Source organism: Exiguobacterium sp. TDN 0502 (genome assembly GCF_050846835.1).
Classification (GTDB): Bacteria; Bacillota; Bacilli; order Exiguobacteriales; family Exiguobacteriaceae; genus Exiguobacterium_A.
The window spans coordinates 1-21,120 of record NZ_JBOZGJ010000023.1; the positions used below are offsets into that span (position 1 = coordinate 1).

Annotated in this window: 30 protein-coding genes; 21 read left to right on the plus strand and 9 right to left on the minus strand. The window is 41.3% G+C overall.

What is annotated here, in order from left to right:
• Positions 1–70 precede the first annotated feature (70 nt).
• The 9 genes from ACRPK8_RS15175 to ACRPK8_RS15215 all read left to right on the plus strand — a co-directional run bounded on the left by ACRPK8_RS15175 (position 71) and on the right by ACRPK8_RS15215 (position 5,794).
• Complete coding sequence (locus tag ACRPK8_RS15175; protein WP_432238905.1) at positions 71–487, plus strand: DUF4304 domain-containing protein; 417 nt, start codon at positions 71–73, stop codon at positions 485–487.
• Between the two features lie 51 nt (positions 488–538).
• Positions 539–1,711 (plus strand): SMI1/KNR4 family protein, encoded by a 1,173-nt coding sequence (locus ACRPK8_RS15180; protein ID WP_432238906.1) that lies wholly within the window; start codon positions 539–541, stop codon positions 1,709–1,711.
• Between the two features lie 10 nt (positions 1,712–1,721).
• Positions 1,722–2,201, plus strand: a complete 480-nt coding sequence (locus tag ACRPK8_RS15185) for a hypothetical protein (protein WP_432238907.1) — start codon at positions 1,722–1,724, stop codon at positions 2,199–2,201.
• A 15-nt stretch (positions 2,202–2,216) separates the two neighbouring features.
• Complete coding sequence (locus ACRPK8_RS15190; protein ID WP_432238908.1) at positions 2,217–2,849, plus strand: hypothetical protein; 633 nt, start codon at positions 2,217–2,219, stop codon at positions 2,847–2,849.
• 22 nt (positions 2,850–2,871) lie between these two features.
• Entirely contained in the window at positions 2,872–3,354 is a 483-nt protein-coding gene (locus ACRPK8_RS15195) for a DUF2691 family protein (protein WP_432238909.1), read from the plus strand.
• A gap of 88 nt (positions 3,355–3,442) precedes the next feature.
• Positions 3,443–3,829 (plus strand): hypothetical protein, encoded by a 387-nt coding sequence (locus tag ACRPK8_RS15200; protein WP_432238910.1) that lies wholly within the window; start codon positions 3,443–3,445, stop codon positions 3,827–3,829.
• A gap of 21 nt (positions 3,830–3,850) precedes the next feature.
• Positions 3,851–4,855, plus strand: a complete 1,005-nt coding sequence (locus ACRPK8_RS15205; RefSeq protein WP_432238911.1) for a DUF2716 domain-containing protein — start codon at positions 3,851–3,853, stop codon at positions 4,853–4,855.
• A gap of 14 nt (positions 4,856–4,869) precedes the next feature.
• The gene (locus ACRPK8_RS15210; protein WP_432238912.1) at positions 4,870–5,037 is read left to right on the plus strand and encodes a hypothetical protein; all 168 of its coding nucleotides are present in this window, start codon (positions 4,870–4,872) and stop codon (positions 5,035–5,037) included.
• A gap of 7 nt (positions 5,038–5,044) precedes the next feature.
• On the plus strand, positions 5,045–5,794 hold the full coding sequence (locus ACRPK8_RS15215) for a hypothetical protein (protein WP_432238913.1): 750 nt from the start codon (positions 5,045–5,047) through the stop codon (positions 5,792–5,794).
• 57 nt (positions 5,795–5,851) lie between these two features.
• Here ACRPK8_RS15215 and ACRPK8_RS15220 read toward each other — a convergent pair whose 3' ends face one another.
• Positions 5,852–6,355, minus strand: coding sequence for a DUF2199 domain-containing protein (locus ACRPK8_RS15220; protein WP_432238914.1), 504 nt, complete (start codon positions 6,353–6,355; stop codon positions 5,852–5,854).
• A gap of 134 nt (positions 6,356–6,489) precedes the next feature.
• Between ACRPK8_RS15220 and ACRPK8_RS15225 the strand changes: the two genes are divergently transcribed.
• The 6 genes from ACRPK8_RS15225 to ACRPK8_RS15250 are packed head-to-tail and all read left to right on the plus strand — an operon-like array spanning position 6,490 to position 9,273.
• Positions 6,490–7,107, plus strand: coding sequence for a hypothetical protein (locus ACRPK8_RS15225; RefSeq protein WP_432238915.1), 618 nt, complete (start codon positions 6,490–6,492; stop codon positions 7,105–7,107).
• Positions 7,108–7,134: 27 nt separating this feature from the next.
• Entirely contained in the window at positions 7,135–7,308 is a 174-nt protein-coding gene (locus ACRPK8_RS15230) for a hypothetical protein (RefSeq protein ID WP_432238916.1), read from the plus strand.
• Positions 7,305–7,745 carry a hypothetical protein gene (locus tag ACRPK8_RS15235; protein ID WP_432238917.1) on the plus strand — a complete coding sequence of 147 codons (441 nt, stop codon included), beginning with the start codon at positions 7,305–7,307 and terminating at the stop codon, positions 7,743–7,745. The genes ACRPK8_RS15230 and ACRPK8_RS15235 overlap by 4 nt, the downstream gene beginning before the upstream one ends.
• A 57-nt stretch (positions 7,746–7,802) precedes the next feature.
• A complete protein-coding gene (locus ACRPK8_RS15240; protein ID WP_432238918.1) occupies positions 7,803–8,420 on the plus strand; it encodes a hypothetical protein in 618 nt (205 codons plus the stop codon).
• A gap of 32 nt (positions 8,421–8,452) precedes the next feature.
• Positions 8,453–8,848, plus strand: coding sequence for a hypothetical protein (locus ACRPK8_RS15245; RefSeq protein ID WP_432238919.1), 396 nt, complete (start codon positions 8,453–8,455; stop codon positions 8,846–8,848).
• A 44-nt stretch (positions 8,849–8,892) separates the two neighbouring features.
• A complete protein-coding gene (locus ACRPK8_RS15250; RefSeq protein WP_432238920.1) occupies positions 8,893–9,273 on the plus strand; it encodes a DUF5412 family protein in 381 nt (126 codons plus the stop codon).
• A gap of 91 nt (positions 9,274–9,364) precedes the next feature.
• Here ACRPK8_RS15250 and ACRPK8_RS15255 read toward each other — a convergent pair whose 3' ends face one another.
• The gene (locus tag ACRPK8_RS15255) at positions 9,365–9,787 is read right to left on the minus strand and encodes a hypothetical protein (protein WP_432238921.1); all 423 of its coding nucleotides are present in this window, start codon (positions 9,785–9,787) and stop codon (positions 9,365–9,367) included.
• Positions 9,788–9,874: 87 nt separating this feature from the next.
• Here ACRPK8_RS15255 and ACRPK8_RS15260 point away from each other — a divergent pair, with 87 nt between their 5' ends.
• From ACRPK8_RS15260 to ACRPK8_RS15275, 4 genes are all read left to right on the plus strand, one after another.
• Positions 9,875–10,582, plus strand: a complete 708-nt coding sequence (locus ACRPK8_RS15260) for a hypothetical protein (protein WP_432238922.1) — start codon at positions 9,875–9,877, stop codon at positions 10,580–10,582.
• A gap of 63 nt (positions 10,583–10,645) precedes the next feature.
• Positions 10,646–11,377: a hypothetical protein gene (locus ACRPK8_RS15265; RefSeq protein WP_432238923.1), complete on the plus strand. Its 732-nt coding sequence runs from the start codon at positions 10,646–10,648 to the stop codon at positions 11,375–11,377.
• Complete coding sequence (locus ACRPK8_RS15270; protein ID WP_432238924.1) at positions 11,367–12,056, plus strand: hypothetical protein; 690 nt, start codon at positions 11,367–11,369, stop codon at positions 12,054–12,056. The genes ACRPK8_RS15265 and ACRPK8_RS15270 overlap by 11 nt, the downstream gene beginning before the upstream one ends.
• Positions 12,057–12,123: 67 nt before the next feature.
• Complete coding sequence (locus ACRPK8_RS15275; RefSeq protein WP_432238925.1) at positions 12,124–12,693, plus strand: suppressor of fused domain protein; 570 nt, start codon at positions 12,124–12,126, stop codon at positions 12,691–12,693.
• A gap of 134 nt (positions 12,694–12,827) precedes the next feature.
• On the opposite strand, the gene ACRPK8_RS15280 is transcribed toward ACRPK8_RS15275, so the two are convergent.
• From ACRPK8_RS15280 to ACRPK8_RS15290, 3 genes are all read right to left on the minus strand, one after another.
• A complete protein-coding gene (locus ACRPK8_RS15280; RefSeq protein WP_432238928.1) occupies positions 12,828–13,076 on the minus strand; it encodes a type II toxin-antitoxin system RelE family toxin in 249 nt (82 codons plus the stop codon).
• A 16-nt stretch (positions 13,077–13,092) separates the two neighbouring features.
• Positions 13,093–13,317 (minus strand): type II toxin-antitoxin system RelB family antitoxin, encoded by a 225-nt coding sequence (relB, locus tag ACRPK8_RS15285; RefSeq protein WP_026829710.1) that lies wholly within the window; start codon positions 13,315–13,317, stop codon positions 13,093–13,095.
• 197 nt (positions 13,318–13,514) lie between these two features.
• Positions 13,515–14,657 carry a copper resistance D family protein gene (locus ACRPK8_RS15290; RefSeq protein WP_347355639.1) on the minus strand — a complete coding sequence of 381 codons (1,143 nt, stop codon included), beginning with the start codon at positions 14,655–14,657 and terminating at the stop codon, positions 13,515–13,517.
• Positions 14,658–14,671: 14 nt separating this feature from the next.
• Here ACRPK8_RS15290 and ACRPK8_RS15295 point away from each other — a divergent pair, with 14 nt between their 5' ends.
• Positions 14,672–15,655: a heavy metal translocating P-type ATPase gene (locus ACRPK8_RS15295; RefSeq protein WP_214853265.1), complete on the plus strand. Its 984-nt coding sequence runs from the start codon at positions 14,672–14,674 to the stop codon at positions 15,653–15,655.
• Positions 15,656–15,855: 200 nt separating this feature from the next.
• Here the strand turns inward: ACRPK8_RS15295 and ACRPK8_RS15300 are convergent, their stop codons facing one another.
• The 4 genes from ACRPK8_RS15300 to ACRPK8_RS15315 form a co-directional block, all read right to left on the minus strand.
• On the minus strand, positions 15,856–17,985 hold the full coding sequence (locus tag ACRPK8_RS15300) for a heavy metal translocating P-type ATPase (RefSeq protein WP_432238926.1): 2,130 nt from the start codon (positions 17,983–17,985) through the stop codon (positions 15,856–15,858).
• Positions 17,978–18,346 carry an ArsR/SmtB family transcription factor gene (locus ACRPK8_RS15305; RefSeq protein ID WP_017474136.1) on the minus strand — a complete coding sequence of 123 codons (369 nt, stop codon included), beginning with the start codon at positions 18,344–18,346 and terminating at the stop codon, positions 17,978–17,980. Before ACRPK8_RS15305 ends, ACRPK8_RS15300 begins: the two co-directional genes overlap by 8 nt.
• A 200-nt stretch (positions 18,347–18,546) precedes the next feature.
• Positions 18,547–19,122: a recombinase family protein gene (locus ACRPK8_RS15310; protein ID WP_432238927.1), complete on the minus strand. Its 576-nt coding sequence runs from the start codon at positions 19,120–19,122 to the stop codon at positions 18,547–18,549.
• A gap of 183 nt (positions 19,123–19,305) precedes the next feature.
• A complete protein-coding gene (locus tag ACRPK8_RS15315; protein WP_373954351.1) occupies positions 19,306–20,025 on the minus strand; it encodes a peptidoglycan DD-metalloendopeptidase family protein in 720 nt (239 codons plus the stop codon).
• Positions 20,026–20,255: 230 nt separating this feature from the next.
• Between ACRPK8_RS15315 and ACRPK8_RS15320 the strand changes: the two genes are divergently transcribed.
• Positions 20,256–20,954: a cytochrome c biogenesis CcdA family protein gene (locus tag ACRPK8_RS15320; RefSeq protein ID WP_034786404.1), complete on the plus strand. Its 699-nt coding sequence runs from the start codon at positions 20,256–20,258 to the stop codon at positions 20,952–20,954.
• Positions 20,955–21,120 lie beyond the last annotated feature (166 nt).

The window sequence follows — 21,120 nt, forward strand, 5'->3', positions numbered from 1 at the left end:
ATTGAGTCCGCCAAGCACTTGAGAATCCCACCCTCACCAACGGTGTGGGCTTGCGGCTTTAGCCGTGGGAGTGTCAAGAGCACATGGATTCAAAGGAAGCTATCCTCATTTTAGACGTAAACAAGACTCCTTTCAGGAAATCTTGATGATCTATATAACGAAATACAGTGAAGATTTTTATATGGAAACGAGTATCGTCCCATTGACTGGTTATGTCAATCTTGAAGGGGACACGATTCTCCCAAATAAAGTGAAAGTATCTGATTTAAAAGCAGAAGAACGGTTTGTCGTCGGAGCTGATTTAGTTGAAACGCCTGACGGTGATGGAAAATTTTTCGTGATGAATGGGCTGACGACAAAACAAGAACATGAGGACTTGGCGAAAGACGCATTAACCTACTTGAACATCGAGGATCCGAGTTGGATGAAGACAACTGTCGCATGGCAGAGAGCGCTCTATCGATCGTTTGATGAAGAGAAAAAATGAGCCACTATCTGTTCAAGTATGACGGAACTTTGTAAGAAGAAGTGATGCACCATGAAAAAATTAGGCACGTTTACAAGTTACAAAGGAAATTTGATTGTCTCGGATCCTGCTTTCCTTGAGCCGGATGTAGAATACAACGTGACAATTCCAGTTGAACAAGGTTCGATTTGGACGGTCTTCTATGACGAAGATGAGTTCGAATCAATCAATTTTCTTTACCAAACAATGAATGAAGAAACGAAGATGGATCCATCCGATTTCGAGCCGTTATCCGATCTAGTAGTCGTCGATTCAGCGCAGCTCGTCGTCATGAACACAGCGGATTACGGGAGACGGGAAGCCATCGATTGGGAAATTCGAAATACGTTGGAGTTCGACGACGAGATCGACCCGTTCTATATCGCGATCTCAGACGAAATGATGGAAGACGAGATCTTTCTGTTTCCGTTCGGTGTCGCCGTTCAATTAATGGGGGATGGACACTATGAAGTCCTCATCCGACGGGAAGACGATAACGTGACAGGGATTGCGATCGTCCTTGGGGAACATGGGGCTTTTGAAGAACACGATGACGAGGAAGACGTGTCACTAGAAGACGTTGAAGTTCCACGACTGAATCATCAGAACACAGCTTTACCAGACGATGTCTTTCTTACGAATATCCTTCAGGCGATGCGACTCTTTTATGTGAACGATCAAAAATTCTTGAAATACAGTATTCCAATCGAAGGTGAGAAGGTGGAGCACAAGCTGTATTTGTATGATTATTCATCCTCCATCCAAAACTATCAAGTGTCCGTGGAGAGTCCTTGTCCGGAAACCCGTATTCAAACATTCGAGACCGATCATTTTGCGATTCCGGAGTGGTATAAAAATATTTTGCGAGTCTGTAACGGTGTGCGTTTTTCCGAAGAGTTGAACTTAAACGGTATTCCGTTGACGAGTTGGAATGGTTTATCGCATGAGATCCAATACAATCTCTCGGTTAGTCTTGATGAATACGCGTTAACCGAGTTCGATGCGATTCGTGACAAGTATTTCTTTTTTGGCTCGTCGTTTAAACAGGACGAATACTATGCGGTATTGAAAGAGCGTCCAGACGAAGCCGTCTATCGCTTCGATTATAGAACGTTAAAACTCAAACCGAAGGCAACGACTTTCCAAGATATTCTCCGTGATGCATGGCGCACGTGTAATCTGAAAGCACTACATAAAAGAATGTGAGGATGATCTCATGAAAATAATCTATTCCCATGAAGACTTACTCGCTCTAGAAAATCCCTTTGAATATGAGGTGGGATTGCCAATCCGCATCCGAGAACTGCCGGCTTTCGTCATCGAAGAGGAGGTGCCGGATAGCCGCGAACAATTAGATTGCTTTCTGAAAGAGGGCTATACCTTGGTCATTCAAAAACCGCGAATTCCGAATCCTCCTGTATTCGCGGGGTTACACGTGATAGCGGAGAACACGGTCATGAAATTGTATGCCTACGAGGCGAATCATAGTGAGGATGCGTTATGGGATGTCCTATCCGAGAATGAATACAATCGACACTGGGTATCCTTTTTACTGAAAAAAATCGAAGGTGTCAGATTCGAATTGCCTTATACGAATGAAGCGCAAAGTTCGCTAAAACTGTCTAATCTCAAAACAAATGAACTCGTACATCTACGATTCGAAACCAATCAAGGCGTAACGTGTCAATGGGAATGAAAAAGGAGATACTTCATGAAAACGTATCTTGAAGAGCATAGCGATGCGACACGCGTCTACCCTTGGCTTGCGGATGCGAGTTCATCGATTCGCTGTCTATGTGTGGTCGGTGAGATGCTTTTGTTTCCAGAAGATATCGTCCAGTTCAAACAAATCAGTAGTGAGATGTTCCGTGAAGAGCTAAAGCAAAAGCATACGTTGAGTACGTATCGCTTTTATGTAGTAGTGTGTGTCGGAAATAAGTTCCATTCCAAAAGAATCTTTGATTACTACAAGCTGTGGCGTTTGCTTGAACGAGAAGAGACGCTCGATCGCTTCACCTCCCGAATAGAATTGCCAGTTCAAGTCGGAGAAGAACCATATTACGTTGGGATTGCTGAATTTGGCATCGAACAGCTCACAACAGCCATCGAGATGATTAGTGATTCTCTAGCTATGTATACCATTATTTGTGCAAATCGTGATCGACCGTCACACTGTCAGGAGTTACTTGATCAGGTGCTCGACATCGGCTTAACAGAGAGTGGAGGGTTGCCAGTTGTCGAGATGGTCACGACAGTGACCGCACAAGGTTATGCCATCTGCACGTGGGGAAGTTCGAGTGAAGAACAGGAACTACAGTGTTTTTATACGGCAGCCTTCTTATAACAATGTAGAAAGAAGGAATTTGATGAGTCTGCGTGGCGTATCGTTTGAAATCCCGAATGAACCGGGACGAATCTTGATCGACATATTAAGTGCGATTGAAATGAAAGCGTATGATTGGTTTCTTCGTAATTTTGATTTTCCGATTCAAACCATGGACGGGGAGTTGTATGACAGTTTAGACGAGTTTTCAATCGATCGGATAGCGACAGGACATGAACTAGCGAAATGGCTAAGGGGACCAAGCAATTACCTGATCTTTGCTGAATTGTTTGCATTTCAAAGTGGTCAGACTGAAGAAGTGGGAACGACGTATGAGTGGTTTCAGGAAAGCAATTGTCACATCGCGATTTTGGTGTATGACTGTACGTACGTCGATATCTATTGTAAGGAACAGCACGTATCTGAAGCGTTTTATGAGAATGCGATGAAACGTGGGTATACTGGAATCGAGTGGGTGACCGATGATAATGATCCTCGGACTCGGTTGTCGGTATGGGCAGAATAAAACACTGTTCAGACGAACAGATGTAAAAGATAAGCGTTTAAGGTGAGAGCTATGAACTACGAAGTTTTGATAAAAGGAGAGAAAAATCATGAATCAAGAGATGGAAGAGTTCGTTCAAGCGGTCCATCGGACGGTCGTTCAGGATGGTATGGCAGACTATAAGGACATCTATGAAGAAGAAGTCGATCCAAACGTCAATGACTATACGGCCTGCATCGCGTTTTACCAACAGTCGAGCGAAGCGGATCAAAAACGAATGAGACAGATGATGGAACAGACGATCATCGATACGGTTTCCCATGTATTTGGCATCATCGATGGGAGTTCAGGACTAAGTGGATCTGAGCTAGAAACAAAATTGGCACTTGTCCGAGTTGACGAAGCAGGAGATCCGGTCGAGACCGTAGAGACAGATGGTGCATTGCAAGATACGTTTTTAGGCTACATAGAAGATCGTGACTTGAACGCATTGTGAAGGAGGGAGCGGGAACCACTCATGATCCAACTGATAAAACAAAGCGGCTCGAATACACTCTACCAAACAATCTATACGGAAGGACGCCTCATCATTCAACATCAAGGAATCGTTGGAGAATGGGTAAGAGCGGAAGACGTGAGAGAGATACGCGTCTCGCGCTTCAAACGATTAGGTGTACAGATTTTGCTGTTGGTTGAGGAGTTTGAACGTCAAGGCTATCGTGAGCTGAACGAAACCGATTATACGGAACTGGTTGTCCAGTTTTCTTATGAAAAGGGTCAGGAAGAAACAGCGCTCGAGCGACGTCACATGATGGAAGAAGTAATCAATGATTGTTTGCTTCATACGGGGAACGGCTACTGTGAAGGGGGAGATATCGGCAGTGGTACGACGAATATCTTTTACCATGTTCTTGATGTCGAGGCAGCCATTGCACTAATTTTTGAAGAAATGAAAGCACGCAATGTACAAGACGAACCAAAAATTGCAGTACAAGAAGGAGCGGCGTACACCGTTCGATATCCTCAAGGAGCGACGTTCGATTTAATTGATGAAGGTAAATCATGGAGCTGGATTCCGATGACGCAAGCGGAGGACGAGAAGGTATGGCACGTCATTGATCAACAATTTCAGTTCACACCGAGCATGACGGTTTTTCCATCCTTCCATACACCAAGTCCGTTCATTACATATGAAGTGGATTATGAGAAACGCGAAGAGATCGAGCAAACGTTAAAGCGTATTCTGACCGAGCTGACTGTTGAAGGGGAACGTGTCATGGCACTCGATTGGAATCATCAAGGATACTGGATCGACCCAAGGCACCCGTTTCTTCGAAATGAAGAAGGAGACTGGATGATTCCAGCAGTTCCAGATGGCGATTACTCCTTTTTCGTCGCCCGTGATTTCCGCTGGGGATATCTTGGTCATCCGTGGGAACATAGCATCACAATGTTTGGAGAAGATCTAATTACTGCGTTCCAAAGAACAAAGATTTTTTCGAATGAAATCCGGAGAGGATAAAAGGAGGACAGGAAGTGAGAACACCATATGACCAGTATCAAGGAACCGCATTATGGCAAGTCATCTTGGAGACAATCAATGAATTAGTCGACAATGATGATCTCGAAGAACGGACAACGCATGAACATTTCGTGGGATATCTTTGTAGCAAACTAGAAGGTCGGATGAAAGATGAAAAATAAGAATAGGATGCTAGTTGAACGAAACGACTGGATCGATGTGTTCCGGGAATTGCTGCCACGTGACGATTGGAAAGACCTCGTCCGTCTTCAAGTAAGTCAGCATGCGTATCCGGTTGAAGTAAAGTTTCTGGAACGATCACTTAAGCAGAATCCGAACATTGGTGATTTTTCGAATTGGACGGTTCGATCTCATATGATCATGACTGACGCCGCGCAGTTTGAAAGATTTCTCGAACATCTTGTCATCGAACAGCAGGAAATGGCGACTGAAGCAGAGGTGACGCTCATCATCCAAAAACAAGGACAAGAAATCATCCGGGTCACAAACGATTGTGTCTCGATGTATGGAGTCGCGTATGAGGAGCTTGAGGACGTTGGAACAGAATATGAGAACTTTTTCGATGCAGTTTTACCGCATGCCACGTTTCCGGTCGAAGTCGTCTTTTGTGGTCGGGATGTTTTAGAAAATGATGATTCGATTCACGTGATGACGTTGCACGATTCCAATTGGCAAGCGGTGTTTGAAGAACATGTATTGCATTTGCTGAATCGAAAGGAAGTTACGTCAAGATTATTTTCGAAAGATGCACGTCCCACGCAGCAAACGCTTGAGGACTTCATGTCTGAATTCTCGTTATTGATGGCCTATAACTTCATCGTGACTCGCGATGCAACGGATCGATTTGGCATGCTCGATCACTTTTGTACGAATGGAAAGATCGCTCATTTTGGGAATATCAGTGGAGCAGATGAATGATCGTAAACACATGAGGAATAATAAAAGCCGCTATGGATCAGCGGCATTATTGGTGATTTACTCTTGTGCATAGACGATATCTGCGATGGCATGGACCTTGGCAAGCGTCATCTCGGAATAGAATTCGATCGACAAAGGATGATCCGTCGGCTCGAGTTCAAAGAAAGGAAGTTGACCGGTTCCTTCATCATGAACCATCACTTTTAAGTTGACGGGATCCGGGTAAGCGGGTAGATCGCTTGAAAACCAGCCGAACATCGGCTCCTCGATGCGAGAACGTTTCTTCTCGATGAAGCGAGCGAAGTTGTCAGGACTTAGGCTCACCCAAGTGATCCACCAGAAGGGTTCGTCTTGTCCAGCAATCGGGAGTTCAAGAATGCCCTTCACGAAATAATGCGGACCGTCCAGTTCTAAGACACACCACGTATCATGCATCTCGCTTTTCGTTTCTTTTTCTTTCTCAGACATTTGTTCGTAGTAGACCGGTCCGAGTGTTTCATATTCAGTCGGGAGTTCGTCGTGGCGTTCGCCACAGATGGCGCACGGTATAAGTCGTTTCATCAAAATCACCTCTAAGTGGAGTTATGTATGGCTCGCGGTCGAATATAAGTGAAGTCCATAACTATAGTCTAGCATCATGTTACAAACAATCGTAATGACGACCGTGACAATCTAACGAAAGTGAGGCGATTAACGTGTACATCTACATCGAAGAACATCAAAATCATGCGAAAACGATCAAGGAATATCATCTAATGATGAGAGGACAAGACCGAATCAAATCCATTTTTTCATTCGAATATTATAGTGATGACTCAAATGAAGATGAAGTCATTTCGGACGAAGAAGTGTTAACCCAATTATTCTCGCGGTTAAATCGTTTTCCAATCTATCTCTCTTTTGGATTCCATGAACTGACTGATTTAGAAAAAGAAGATTTGCTGTCTACGCTTAAGCACAAACAATTATCGTATACAGAAATCCTAATCACTAAGCGTGAAAGATATATGACCGTCGAAGTGAATCAACCGACTGACTTATTGCAAATACTGGCGAAGACCATTTCAGTGGCTAGGAACAACGGCTACTATTTGATTGCTTTCACCGACTTATTGAAGTTTGAAACGAGGAGAGTCAGGCGGTGGTTGATCAAAAAAGAGAGAGTAGTTCCAGTAATCGATATGACGAAACCGACGACATTTTTTAAAATTGGCTTTGATTTCGAGAATGTCCTGATCTTCTCGAATGAAACAGATTTCGATGCGTTAGAAAAAATAGAAGCACTGTTTCCAGAAGATGAAATCGAGCGGTAGTAGAGAGGTTAAGAGGGGAGAGAGAACATGTTGGATGTCTATTTTGAGAAGCATGTGGATCATGCAAAAGTGATCAAAGACAGATGCTTATATATTGATCAACCAGAACGTATCAACTTCATCTATTCGATAGACGGTATTCCGGAAGATGAAACAAGAAGTTATCAAGAAGCATCGAATCGAGCATTGAAACAATTTTGACGCGTCTCAATCGGTTCCCGATTTTCGTCACGTTCGGTGGAAGTTTTACTGACGATGAGATCGAGCCGTACTTTCAAAAGCACAATCTATCGTATACAAAGGTTCGACCAAACAAGAACCTATACTATCACGTTCAAGTGCATGATGCGACCGAACTGGAGTTGTTGCTAGATGAGACCTATTGGTATGGGGCTGTGAACGAAGACTTTTTTATATCGTTTACGAATCTCCTGACGTTTGAGCGGAGAATGGTCAAAGGATGGTTTTTCAAAAAAGAACGTACCGTTCCCGTCATTCATGTGACGAAAGAGATGTCGTTCATCACGATGGCACATGATTTCATGGGCTATTATCTGTTTTCGAATGAACCCTGTTTTGATACCGAAGACAAGGTGAAAGCGATCTTTCCTGACGACGGCACCATTGAATTTTATTGATGAAACAAGCAGTTGGATGATGTAGATGGATCAAACAGAATACGTGGAGGGATTTCCATGTTATACATCGATCTCGAAGAACATACGAATCATGCAAAAGTGATCAAAGACCGTTATCTCGATATTGATCAACCAGGTGCTATTAAGTCGATTTATTCGATGGGATGTCTTCCGAATGACGAGAAACGAGACTATCAACATGACTCCAATGAAGTACTGAAGCATTTTTTGACGCGTCTAAATCGCTTTCCGCTATTTATTACGTTCGGTGGTGGTTTTACCAATGAAGAAGTGGAACCGTTTTTTCAGAAGGAAAATCTGTTCTACACAAAGATTCAACCAGATAAGAGCAGTCCTTTTTATAGTGTTCAAGTGAACGATGCGAGCGAACTTGAGCGTCTGCTGGACAAAACGTATTGGTATGCGGCAGTAAACGATTTTTACTTCCTATCCTTTATGAGTCTCCTGACGTTTGAGCGGAAAATGGTCAAAGGATGGTTCTTTAAAAGAGAACAGATTGTTCCCGTCATTCATGCGACGGAAGAAATGTCATTCATCACGATGGAGCATGATTTCATGGGCTACTATCTATTTTCGAATGAAGCTTGTTTTGATAGTGAAGACAAGGTAAAAGCGTTTCTTCCAAAAGGAGAAGGCATCGACTACTATGATTGACATTCATAGGAGCGATATAAAGGAGGACGATCATGTTTGGGATTAGTACGAGTTTAAAAGAAGTGCCAGAAAACGAAAAAGAGATTCTCCCATTTCCGAGTCACGTCCAACACTTTTTAAGAGAAGAATTCGCAAGTACATCCAATCGCTGTGACCTCTTGATTGATCTCGATCCTTACGGCGATAAGTTGTTTAGCGCGAGAGAAGTGAACGAGTTGATTGGAATTTGCGAGCTGCTTATTCAACGCTATTGCACACCAAAGGAAGCGTGGAGGATGAATCAAGCGAAATATTATGCGAGGGAGCCGTGGATGATACATCAATCAGATAAACGAATCATGGAACTACATCAATTTTTAGAAGTGTTGAAGCGGATGTGTATCGCATCTGTCCATCAGAATACGTTGGTTTGTTTTTGGGGCGACTAAACGATTGAATATTAAAGAATATATATAAATTGGAGTTTTGAAAAGTGAGAAAAAAGCTGAAGATAACGGGAATCATAGCAGGTGTAAGTCTTTTGATATATGTCGTGTGGACAATCTACCGACTATTTTTCTTGGTTGATATCAATGTTGTACCAAAAGAAGAGTATATCTCGAAAAGTAGCTCGCCCGATCAGGTGTACACGATTCGCTTTTACCGCGCGAATGGTGGCGCGACGGTAGATTATGCGATGCTCGGTATTATGGAGAATAAGAACGGAGAAAAGCGCAGAATGTACTGGGAGTACCCTTGTCGCGAGATAAAAGAAGTGAAGTGGTCGAAGGATACGGTGACGATCAATGGCACAAAAATCAAGATATGGAGTCAAGTGTATGACTTCAGAGAGGGCATATACGAAGCAGATTAAGAGGAATATCGAGATGATGGTATGCATTCAGCAAATATTGTGTACGATCGCGTGACGTAGCTGTTAGAAACCAAGCATGTAAGGATGATGATTACCGATTGCTTGGTTTCTTCAACAAATAACGAGGTGGTGGACCGAAAGATTGCTCCGCTTCGAAATATGCCAATTCGCCTGGAATACAGGAAATGATCGAGGCAAATCCAAAGCCGATGGCGTGTTCGAGTGCTTCACGGAGAGGTAACGTTTTCCCGCTGATCAACTCGTTTTCTGATAAACAATAGCACGTATCCGGTGCACCATGCTGCTTCAATAAATCATATGTATCGTCTGGCCATGAATTAGGTGGTTTGATTTCAATCAAATAATCATTCTTCAGCATGCTTAAATATCGGTGATCTAACCGCTGAAGCGCCATATCTCGTTTTTTTGGAGTGAACAATTCATGTAGAACGCGCTCTTGAACGCGCTTGACGAAAAACGATTGGACGAGTACTCTTTCTTGTTCTTTATCCATGTTTTCATTTCCTTTCTACTTCATCTATCGTACCGAATCAATTACATCCACTCATTGAATTCATTTTACATGACAAGGAGTCGAATCATGCACTATTTATCAGCAGGATATCATCTCATCCTACCAACCCTTCGAAAAGAGTACATGGACAAGACGATTGTTCCAGAATCCGTGCTATCCGTAAGTGAATGCATCTGTACGCACTATCCTGACATCAGTATCTTATGGGGAAACTCGGAAGTAAAGAAAGACCGTTATATGGAGCAACTCGGTCTATCACTTAACACCTTTCTGTTACTGGAACAATGGATAGAAGAACAGCGAAAGACAGGAGATGTGTTATTTCCTCAAGTGTTCTCTAACTTAAATGCTGCGCAGACGTTCGTAGACCGTTTTTTGAATCATCTTGCTGACATACGTATCATCAGCATCGGTTTACCCGAACAATATAAAGTGGATTTTCTTGAAGATGTAGCGGCTTTCAGTAGTAAAAATCCCGAGCCTTATGGAGTCGAAAAAATGTTATCCCAACATCTCAGCCCTGACATGGATGGTGCCAAAAAAATCGGGTACGAAGTCTTAGGAGTCGATTCGGGATCATTTCATTCGTATTTGTGTAACGGACTGGAACGCGATTTCAGTCACCATTTCAACTTATCACTAAACAGCCGTGGTTTAATACATACGTTCGAAGAAGCGGATCGTTACTCAGATTATTGTAATGAATTAGGCGAGGTGACAGAAGCAGTCTTGTGGCTTCCATGGGCGATTTTTGAATATGAACGGAGCAATTAAAAGTAAAGATGCTGCTAATCAAGTAACAATGTTTAGCGTAATGGATCAGGAGGATAAAAAACGATGGATTCGACCGAACAATTAGAGCAGCATGTAAATCAATTAAGAAATACACTTTATGAATTCGAAAAGAAGATGGAACGCAAATTTTCGATTGAGGAATGGCGGTACCTTCTGGAGAACGGATTAAATAGTCTTTTGAGCACACGTGAAGACATACAGCAAATGATTTCAAAGCTCTCCATTCGAACGAAAAAAAGGGCTACTCGTTGGAAGCTATCATCTGGAGTTGTCTATGCGATTCCGTTACCTCGACTTGGAGGGTACGGATATGCAGAAATGAGAATCTCTAAAGATGAGAATCATGAGACTGGAAAGATAGAGTCTATGGATTACATCCAATACTATAATCTTAGAACAGAAAGAATTCTTTCACTCCAGGAGTTAGACCAAAAGAATCCTGAGACTTGTATCATCATGGATACGGGGTATTACGGGATTACAGAAGGAGAATGGATCGTACTTGGAAAACGGCATCGGGAAGAAACGTTTGAGACGCCATTACTATTTGGTAGTGTACCTAGCTTAGATTCTGATGAAGAATACTACTACATTACTCGAGGTATTTATGGAGAAAGAATGTTTGTGGAAGAGGAAAAGGCACGAGCGGTAATCAATCCCTCAGGAACATGGGGTGATCGAGCAGCTGTATACGAATTCGAAGACCGATTGAAAGAGTTGAATGACTTTAAAAACACATTATATGATGATGAGGAACAAACCATTGGAGAATAAAGATCAATTAGAACTGTATGTAAATCAATTGAGAAATACACTTCACGAATTCGAAAAGAAAATGGATCACGAATTTTCTGTTGAAGAGTGGCGTTACCTGCTCGAACATGGACTAAATAGCTTATTGAGTACACGAAAAGATGAACAACAAGTGATTTCAAGCGTCTCGATTCGTATGAAAAAGAAACCTTCGCGATGGAATTTATCATCAGGAGTTGTCTATGCGATTCCTTTACCTCGACTTGGAGGGTATGGATATGCAGAAATGAGAATCTCTAAAGATAAGAATCATGAGACTGGAAAACTAGAGTCTATGGATTACATCCAATACTATAATCTTAGAACAGAAAGAATTCTTTCACTCCATGAGTTAGATAAAAAAAATCCTGAACCTTGTATAGTCATTAGAACGGGTTACTATGGTATAAAAAATGGGGGATGGATTGTACTTGGAAGACACCATCGAGAAGAAGGAACATTTTTAACTCCGTTGTTATTTGACACTTTAGAATCGAATGATGAAGAGTATTTCATCACGAAAGGCTTATGGGGAGAGAAAATTTTTGTGGATGAAAAAGAGGCTAAAGCAGTCGTAAATCCATATGGTTCAAGTGGGGATATAGCTGCTGTTTACAAATACGAAGAACGATTAAAAGAAATCAATGACAACTTGAAATGACTATTTATGTTGGAATCACAGATTGGTTTAGAAGTATTAAAACGATACCTAAACGGAGGTTTATTTAATGAATTATCTTGATCATTTAGAACAGCATTGCGGAGAATTCACGGAAGCATTTCCAATTGAGGAACTTGAACAAAAGAACGTCCAAATCTTGAAATTCAAAGATGCACCATTTAAGGAAACCTATACGATTGCATCCCTTGGATTACTTTTTCATCCACTCCAAACGGAAGATGATTCACTGATGCATCAAGAAATAATGATGTCAGCGGAACAACCAGACGTTCAAGACGAGATCATTTATTTACTCTGGCAATTGGCTGAGTACGCTATGAGAACAGGACATGCATTTAATGTAGCAGAGTATTATCCACTCCCTGAAGGAATATTTGAAAAGTATCAGTTCTCATCTGTTTATGTCACAAGTCCTGTGTACTTTGATGAATCCTTCTGCTTATTTGAAACAGATTCTAACATTGGGAACGAGCCTGACACCGTATTGCCAGTATGGTTCGTACCGATTTTTGAATCCGAAGAGAAATATATTGAAAAGTATGGAGCAGATCGATTCGAAGATCTTTTGTTTGAGACAGATGAGTTAGTAGATTTTAATCGTAGGCCTTTAATCTAAAGAAAGTAAAGATGCAAAAACACCTCTGATGTTAGTACTTTTCTTAAAAGCGTACTATTCAAGTCAAGAGGTGTTTCGTATTTCCTCAAAATTTAAGACTAGATCACTTTAAACGTACGTGAGTTCTAGTCATCTTATTTATAGATACCTCTACGATGTCCGATTTCAAGAATCAAGATTATGACTTTTTCATCTTGGATGTAAGCAATAAGACGATAGTCTCCGATGCGATACCGCCATTCACCTGAACGATTCGAAACGAGTCCTTTACCATGACGACGCGGATCATCCGTCCCGACCAGATTTTTCTTGATCCAGGACGAAAATTCCGCGCTTGTTGGGGATCCATTTTCTTGAGAGATTTTTGAGCCCCGCGCTCGAATTCTACATTATAAGCTGTCATTCTAAATCAAGTTCCTTCATCATGTCGTCGAAAGATATCGCTTCTGATTTTTTACGGTGTGCTGCCATGGAATCATGATAGAGTTGCAAATCGATTTCGTCTTCGATACGGTCGAGGACGGCATCGCGAACGAGTGTAGAAATCGTGATGTTCTTTGCCTTCGCATATTCCTTGATGAGTCGTGTATCCTGATCATCCAGACGTACGGAAATGGTACTCATGATTATCAGCTCCTTTGTAATACATTGTAATACATATTCCGGTAGTAGTCTAGAAATGGCACCGATTTAAAATAGGATTGAACCTGTTATAACTAGTATGAAAATGATGAATAAGTATGAAAAAAGAAAGGCTGCTGTATCGCGTGCCTTTCTTTTTGTATAAGACGTCGCACACGCTGAAATGCTCATGTGGAGGATCATAAATACACGGAAATACTATACAACGCTGCGAAAAATAATGAGATCGAGACGCCTAATCCAAGATAGAGGGTCTTGATGGAGTCTTGGGTTGATCGGATGACGTACACCAACAATCCCACGAAAAGGAGGCTGATTGCCATCAAGAAGAGGGATATCATGGTCGGCTCGAACCGGATATCAGAATAGGTGAAACGCAAGCTAGGGAAAAGAACCCCTGACAGTGGACCAGCCCCGCTGGAGTGAAGAGTATCCTTGATCGAGTGAGGGGGTTCCTGTTGACCGAGCCACGCAGTCGCTGTGAAGAGAAGCAGGATCAAGATGCCTTCCATGCGCATCCGCATCCGTCGGACTTCAAACGATCGTTCAGGAGACGCGTAACTCCACTTCCCGTTCATGATACCGATGATCAGCACGGATAGAATCAGGACGTGTTTCCAGAGTAAGGCTTGTCCATACGGTAAAATCCAGGAATCGGAATACTCCTCTACCTGCACGACGACAGACATCAGATAGATGCCGGAACCGACGATCAGTAAGAAACATAGCGTCACGAGTGGTTTGAACCATTCGAGGAAGATGCCCCAGTTACGGTCTGATGGACTCCAAAAGCCGAGTATGAGCAATCCACCGGTCCAGATGAAGACGGCGAGTGCGTGAATAGAATGTACGAGCATGCCTTCTGCCCCTTTGATGCTAGAGGCGTGCCCGGACCACGCGAACGTAACGACCATCGCCATAACAAGGAATACCCCTAGTTTTATACGTCCAGGACTGAGTGATGAACGATTGATGACGATGAGAAGGAGTACACTCCAGAGAGCCATCAGAATCCAAGCGTTCCCTGCCTCGAATGTAAGTAACACGGATTGCAGTGTTATCCAAAAACCGATCTCTTCATATAAATACAGTACGATTAGTAAGACGGACAGGGAAAAGGATAACAGCATCAGCACGATGAGCATGCGAACCCAGCGGATTGAAAGCGATACGTCAGGTCGGTAAGAACGAGGGATGAGCTGGACGGAAAAGAAACCGATCAACAGCGCAAGACAACCGTAGAGGAGCGTATCGCCGATCAGATAGAGCGCGGTCATCGCTTCCGCCCCTTCCCGATAAATCAGATCAGCTCGTCCAAACATTCACCGTTTCCGGGATGGACTGTAGTAGCTGTGCTAAGACGATCGAACAACACTTTCAAAAGATGCAAAATGTCCAGACCGTCACAGTTTCGTTTGCCCGTGGGGAGATGGAAATCGACCATCAGCTGGATGCTCGACAAGTCCAAAGCGAGCTGAACAAGATCGGTTTCGATGGATACGTCAAGGGAAAGAAAATGTCCGAGGCACCGGTCCGGTCGTTCGAGGGGATCTCCTTGATCCTGTCCGGGATTTTGATTGGTCTGGGATTGCTCATCCAAACGAGCGGAGTAGCGTATCTTCCGAATGTTTTGTACGGTATCGCCTTGATCCTCAGTGGGGGGAGAGTTTTCCGGAGTGCCTATTATGCCGCCCGTGCCCGCTCACTCGACATGAAAGTATTGATGAGCGTAGCAGCCATCGGTGCCGCATGTATCGGGGAGTGGCTCGAGGGAGCGACCGTCGTCTTCCTCTTTGCCATCGGCAATTTGCTTCAGAATCGCTCCCTTGCGCGGACGCGCAATTCCATTCAGAAACTGATCGAACTGTCTCCGAAGGAAGCCTTCGTGCTGACGGACGGGGACGTTAGACGTAAACCGGTGGAAGCGGTGCGAGTCGGAGAAATCCTCCGGATTCGACCAGGTGATCAGGTTGCACTGGACGGCACGATCCTGAACGGGACGACGACCATCAATCAAGCACCGATCACGGACGAATCGATTCCTGTCGATAAGAAGGAAGGCGATCACGTATTTGCTGGAACGCTCAACATGGATCGTTCGTTCGACATGATCGTCGAGAAGACGTATCAAGAGACGACGCTTGCGCACATCATTGAACTGGTCGAGGAAGCGCAGGATAATAAAGCACCGAGTGAAGCGTTCATCGATCGTTTCGCGAAAGTGTATACACCGTTCGTCTTCCTAGGTGCATTGTTGCTGATGATCGTCCCACCTTTACTCCAACTTGGTAGTTGGGGAGAGTGGTTCTATAAGGGGTAGCGTCAGGAAAATGCGGATTTACAATGCTAAGGAAATTCCCATACTAAAAAGCCAAATTTCTCAACATCAATTGAGAAATTTGGCTTTTTCCGTTGCTCAGTTAAAGCGTCCTTTAGTTGTATATTTCCTGTTAATATCCCTTTTGAAGCATAACATTGTTTTCAATGATCGCACCCGATAGTTGACGCCCATTTTAGAACCTATTCTTTGATTTTCAATAAGCGTAAACTGTTTAATGTTACAAGTAAAGTTGCTCCCATATCAGCAAATATAGCTATCCAAAGTGTTAACCAACCGGGCATGACCAAAAGTAATGCCACTAATTTAATCGCCAAAGAGAAGGTAATGTTTTGCTTGATGATTGCTAAAGCCTTACGGCTTAATTTTATTGTATATGGCAATTTACTCAAATCATCAGACATTAAGGCGATGTCAGCCGTTTCTAAAGCTGTATCAGTTCCAGCACCACCCATTGCTACACCAACGGTAGATGCCGCAAGGGCTGGAGCATCATTCACGCCATCTCCGACCATCCCCACACTTTGATGTTTTTCTCGAAGTTCTTTAATAAAATTAAGCTTATCTTCTGGAAGTAAGTCAGCTTTAATATCCGAAACACCAGCTTGTTTTCCGATGGCTGTTGCCGTTCTTTGGTTATCGCCTGTTAGCATCACTGTTTCGATTCCCATATTGTTCAACTTGCCGATAACTTCTTTAGACGATTCCCTCATTTCATCGGCTACGGCAATAAACGAAAGAATTTCTTTTTCTGTTCCTAACACCATCACCGTTTTACCTTGAGTTTGCATATCGGCAATTTTTTCTTTCCTATCGCTTGAAATGCTTCCGTGTAATTCCTCAAAAAGATTTGGACTTCCCACATAATACATTTCATTATTTATTTTGGCTTTAACGCCTTTACCTGTAATGGATTGAAAATCCTCTACTGTTACTTCGTTGAATTTTAATCCATTTTCTTCTGCTTTTCGCATAATCGCTGAAGCAAGAGGGTGCTGTGATCCTTTTTCAATGGCTGCTGTTATGGTCATTAATTCATTTTCATTTCTACCATATGTCACAATGTCTGTTACAGCAGGAATCCCTTTGGTTAATGTTCCTGTTTTATCAAAGGCTATCGCTTTTAAGTGTCCTGCTTCTTCTAAATGGATACTACCTTTAATTAAAACACCATTTTTCGCTGCATTTCCTATTGCTGTAACCACAGCAACTGGAGTTGAGACTACTAAGGCACAAGGACAACCAACCACTAATACAGCTAAGCCTTGATAAATCCATTGGCTCCAGTCTCCGCCAAATAATGGTGGAACTACCGCAATTAAAAGAGCTAGTATGACAATAGCTGGTGTATAGTATTTTGCAAATTTATCGACAAACGCTTGAGAAGGGGCCCGTTCTGCTTGGGCTTCTTCTACCAAGTGAATGATTTTTGAAAGAGTAGTATCTTCAACTCGTTTTGTTACTTTAACCTCAAGTAACCCTTCTTCATTCAAGGTTCCTGCAAATACTTCATCATTTGTGGTTTTCGTTACTGGAACACTTTCACCTGTAATCGCAGCCTGATTTAATGTCGATGTACCTTTAACCACTATTCCATCCATTGCTAACTTTTGACCGGGCTTAACAATCATGATGTCTCCAACTTGAATATCATCAACATGAATCATCATTTCTTCATTGCCTCGTCGAATTAACGCTTCTTTTGGGGCAATATCCATTAAAGATTCAATAGATTGACGTGCTTTATCCATTGAATAACGCTCTAATGCTTCACTAATCGCAAATAGGATAACAACGGTTGCCCCTTCACCCCATTCACCAATGATTGCAGCTCCTATAATTGCAATAGTCATAAGCGTATTCATATCGAAATTTAATCTGCTTAGATTTTTGAGACCTTTAATGAATAACGAATATCCACCGATTAAAATGGACGCTGCATAACCAATTGTCGGTAGAACATGCTCTTCACCATACTGCTCTCCTAAGAACCAGCTAACTACAAGTAAAAGAGCTGATATATATACCTTAATGTTTTCTTTCTGCTTCCAAAAAGGTTCTCGTTCTACCCTTTGTTCTTTTTCATCTCGAATTTTTAAATTTTCAAATGCTCCTGCTTTTTCTAATTCTTCAATGGTTGTCGTCCCTTTAACATAAACTTTAGATGCTCCGAAATTTACTTTCGCATCCTGAACACCGGGAAGTTCTTTAACATTATTTTCAAAAATGGCTGCACAGTTAGTACAAGTAAATCCTTGAACACGATAGGCTTTCATTTCTTCTTCAGACAGTTTTGCTTTCCCACTAGACATTGATCTTCACCTCTTTCTTATGTGCCAATGCAATCATCATAATTTGTCTGATATGCTCATCATCTAATGAATAAAATGCAAGTTTTCCCTCTTTTCGAAACTTAACAATCCCTTGCTTATGGAGCGTTCGCAGGTGATGAGAGGCATTTGCAACCGTAACACCTATAATATTTGCTATATCACACACACACAGTTCGTCATCTTGACATAAAGCATAGGTAATTTTTGCTCTGTTTTCATCTGCAATAGCTTTTAACATTTGGGCAACACTAGAAATATCTACTGTCTGTAAATTACCTTGTATTCGATTGACCTTTTCTTCGTCATAACAATAAATTTCACAAGTATCTTTCTTAATCACATTCTCACCCCAATATCATTCAAGTGTTTATTTGAATATAGTATAACAATTTTTAATAATTCATTCAAGTGTTTATTTGAATGAGTAAAAAAATTCATAAAAAAAGAATTGGAGTACCCAATTCTAATAACAAAATAACCAAACTGCATAAGACTTTAAGTACATAACATTATCTGGCCAATTAATGGAATAGGACTGAACTATTTGTTCTCTTCCGATAGCTTTCTATATAATGAAGCCCTAGACACATTTGTAATTTCACAAATTTGATTTACAGTCATATTTCCTTCTTTATATAGCTTTACTGCATAATTCATTCCCGCATGATTTTTATGATATTTCTTTATCCGACCTTTAAACTTTCCTTCTTTCTTAGCCATCTCAATCCCTTCACGTTGACGCATACGGATAAGATCTCTCTCTAACTGGTTAACACCAGTCATTACTGTAATTAAGAATTGGCTGTATGGATTATCCTCTGATAAATCTAGCCATGTATCCTTGAATGATTTTAAGCTGGCTTTTTTCCTTCGTATGTAATCGATCAATTCAAATAAATCTTGTGTACTACGAGTAATTCGAGTTAAATCTGTAACATAAATGGTGTCACCATCTTGTAAGTCCTCTAACATTTTTTGAAGTTGCTCACGTTCCTTCGTTGCCCCAGAAACTTTTTCTTCGTATATAATATCCATTCCGAATTCGCTTAGCTGCTGAAATTGTCTTGAAGGGTTTTGACTAGTTGAACTGACACGTACATAACCAATTTTCCGCAAAATATCACCTCACTTTTGAGACAAGTCTTATGAGACGCTAGATCACAGCAATCCACTTCAAAATAAATGACTTGATGAAGTCGCTTCAGATCATAGAAAAACCCTCATTTCGACGTCGAAATGAGGGTTTTTCTATGATCTGAAAAGATGCTGTCTTAGGACATCCTCTCTTCTTTTTTTAGGTTACAAATAGTTCAATGGGTTGACACTATTCGCTGCAGAATAACTGCTGTATTTATAACTGTTTTTATGAATCTCAAAGTGTAAATGATTTCCGAACGAGTTTCCTGTATTCCCAACTGTTCCAATCTTCATACCTTTAGAGACTGTCTGACCACTTTTTACCGAAAGACTATTCATATGAGCATAAAAGGTTACGTATTTTTGATTCTTTAGACTATGTGAAATCATAACGTGTTTACCATATGCACCGCTGTTTTTAGAGATAGTGACTTTTCCACTCGCAGAAGCATAGACAGGTGTGCCTTTTGTTGCAGCTAGATCAACGCCATTATGGAATGTATAACCGTAAGCGCCATTAGATTTTCCGTATCCTTGGGTCAGCCTCCCTTTAGTAGGAGAAGCAAAAAGAGACTCATTATACGTCATTTTTTTTGCAACGTGGCTCTTATATTTTTTTAGGTAAGAACTATAGATATACCGTGTGTTCCCTTTGTAAAGTACTTTTGTCCAAGCTCCTTTTTTTCCTAAATAAGAAAAAGTCTGACCAGTGTTAGTCACGCCGACTATATTGTAATTGAGAGAAGGACCAGTCCGAACACGGAGATTGTCTGTCTTTACTTTTACTTTATATGCACTACTTGCTTCAACTTTTGGGCTATGCATTGAAAAAGTTGTTGTGAGTAAGACGCTAGAAGCGATAAGTATTACCTTGTTTTTCATTAGTTGTACTCCTTTAAAGATAAAGATACGGTGACAAACGATTTGTTAAAAGGAGTATAGCATCACTATATTACAAAAAAGTGTATCAAATTCATTTCAAAAATTGATACGAGATTTAATCAAAAAATGCATAGTTTTTTCACAAACAGATTTTATGTTTAAAATTAAACACATTTCTTTTTTATACATCTTAAAAAAAGATTTATTTTTTAGAGTTCGGGAGGAATTTGATGGAGTTATCTTTTTTGTTAGCTTTTGGAGCAGGGTTTTTATCTTTTATCTCGCCATGTTGCCTAGCTTTGTATCCTGTTTTTCTATCTTACATTACAGGAATTTCAGTTACAGAGTTAAAAGAAAATAAAAAGTGGAACTGGAATGGTGTTCCCCATACATTCGTTTTCTTACTTGGATTTTCGAGCGTATTTTTAGTGATGGGTTTTTCAACGTCATATTTGGCTGATTTTTTTATAGTGTATAAAGATGTTCTACGGATGAGCGGTGCACTTATTTTATTCATATTCGGTGTTATTTTAACTGGTCTGTGGACCCCAATATTTTTACTTAAAGAGCGAAGAATGAACTTAGGAAAAAGAAAGCGTGGTTATATCGGAACGTTTATTGTCGGAGTCGGATCGGCTGCTGGATGGACTCCTTGTACAGGACCAATCCTCGCTGGAGTTATTGCTTTGATCGCCACGAATCCTAGTAATGGATTTTTATATATGCTCTTTTATGTACTAGGTTTTTCTATTCCATTTTTCTTGATGTCGTTTTTGGTCGGGAAATCCAGATACTTAATGAATTATTCTTCAAAGGTTATGAAAATAGGTGGCTGGTTTATGATTTTATTAGGTATCATATTGTATTTCGATGGTCTGACGAAACTAACTACAATATTGATTGATTTTACAGGGTTTAGAGGGTTCTGACGCTCTATTTTCTATTTCGAAAGGAGATGCATCGTAAATGTCTCGTGAAAATGTCCTGATAATGGGAGTAGAGGAAAACTGGAAAGTGATGTATTTTGCAATAGGTTTGTGCAGTAAATTGCAGAAAAAAGTACAGAACTTTGCCAGTACATATTTAATTTCTTGA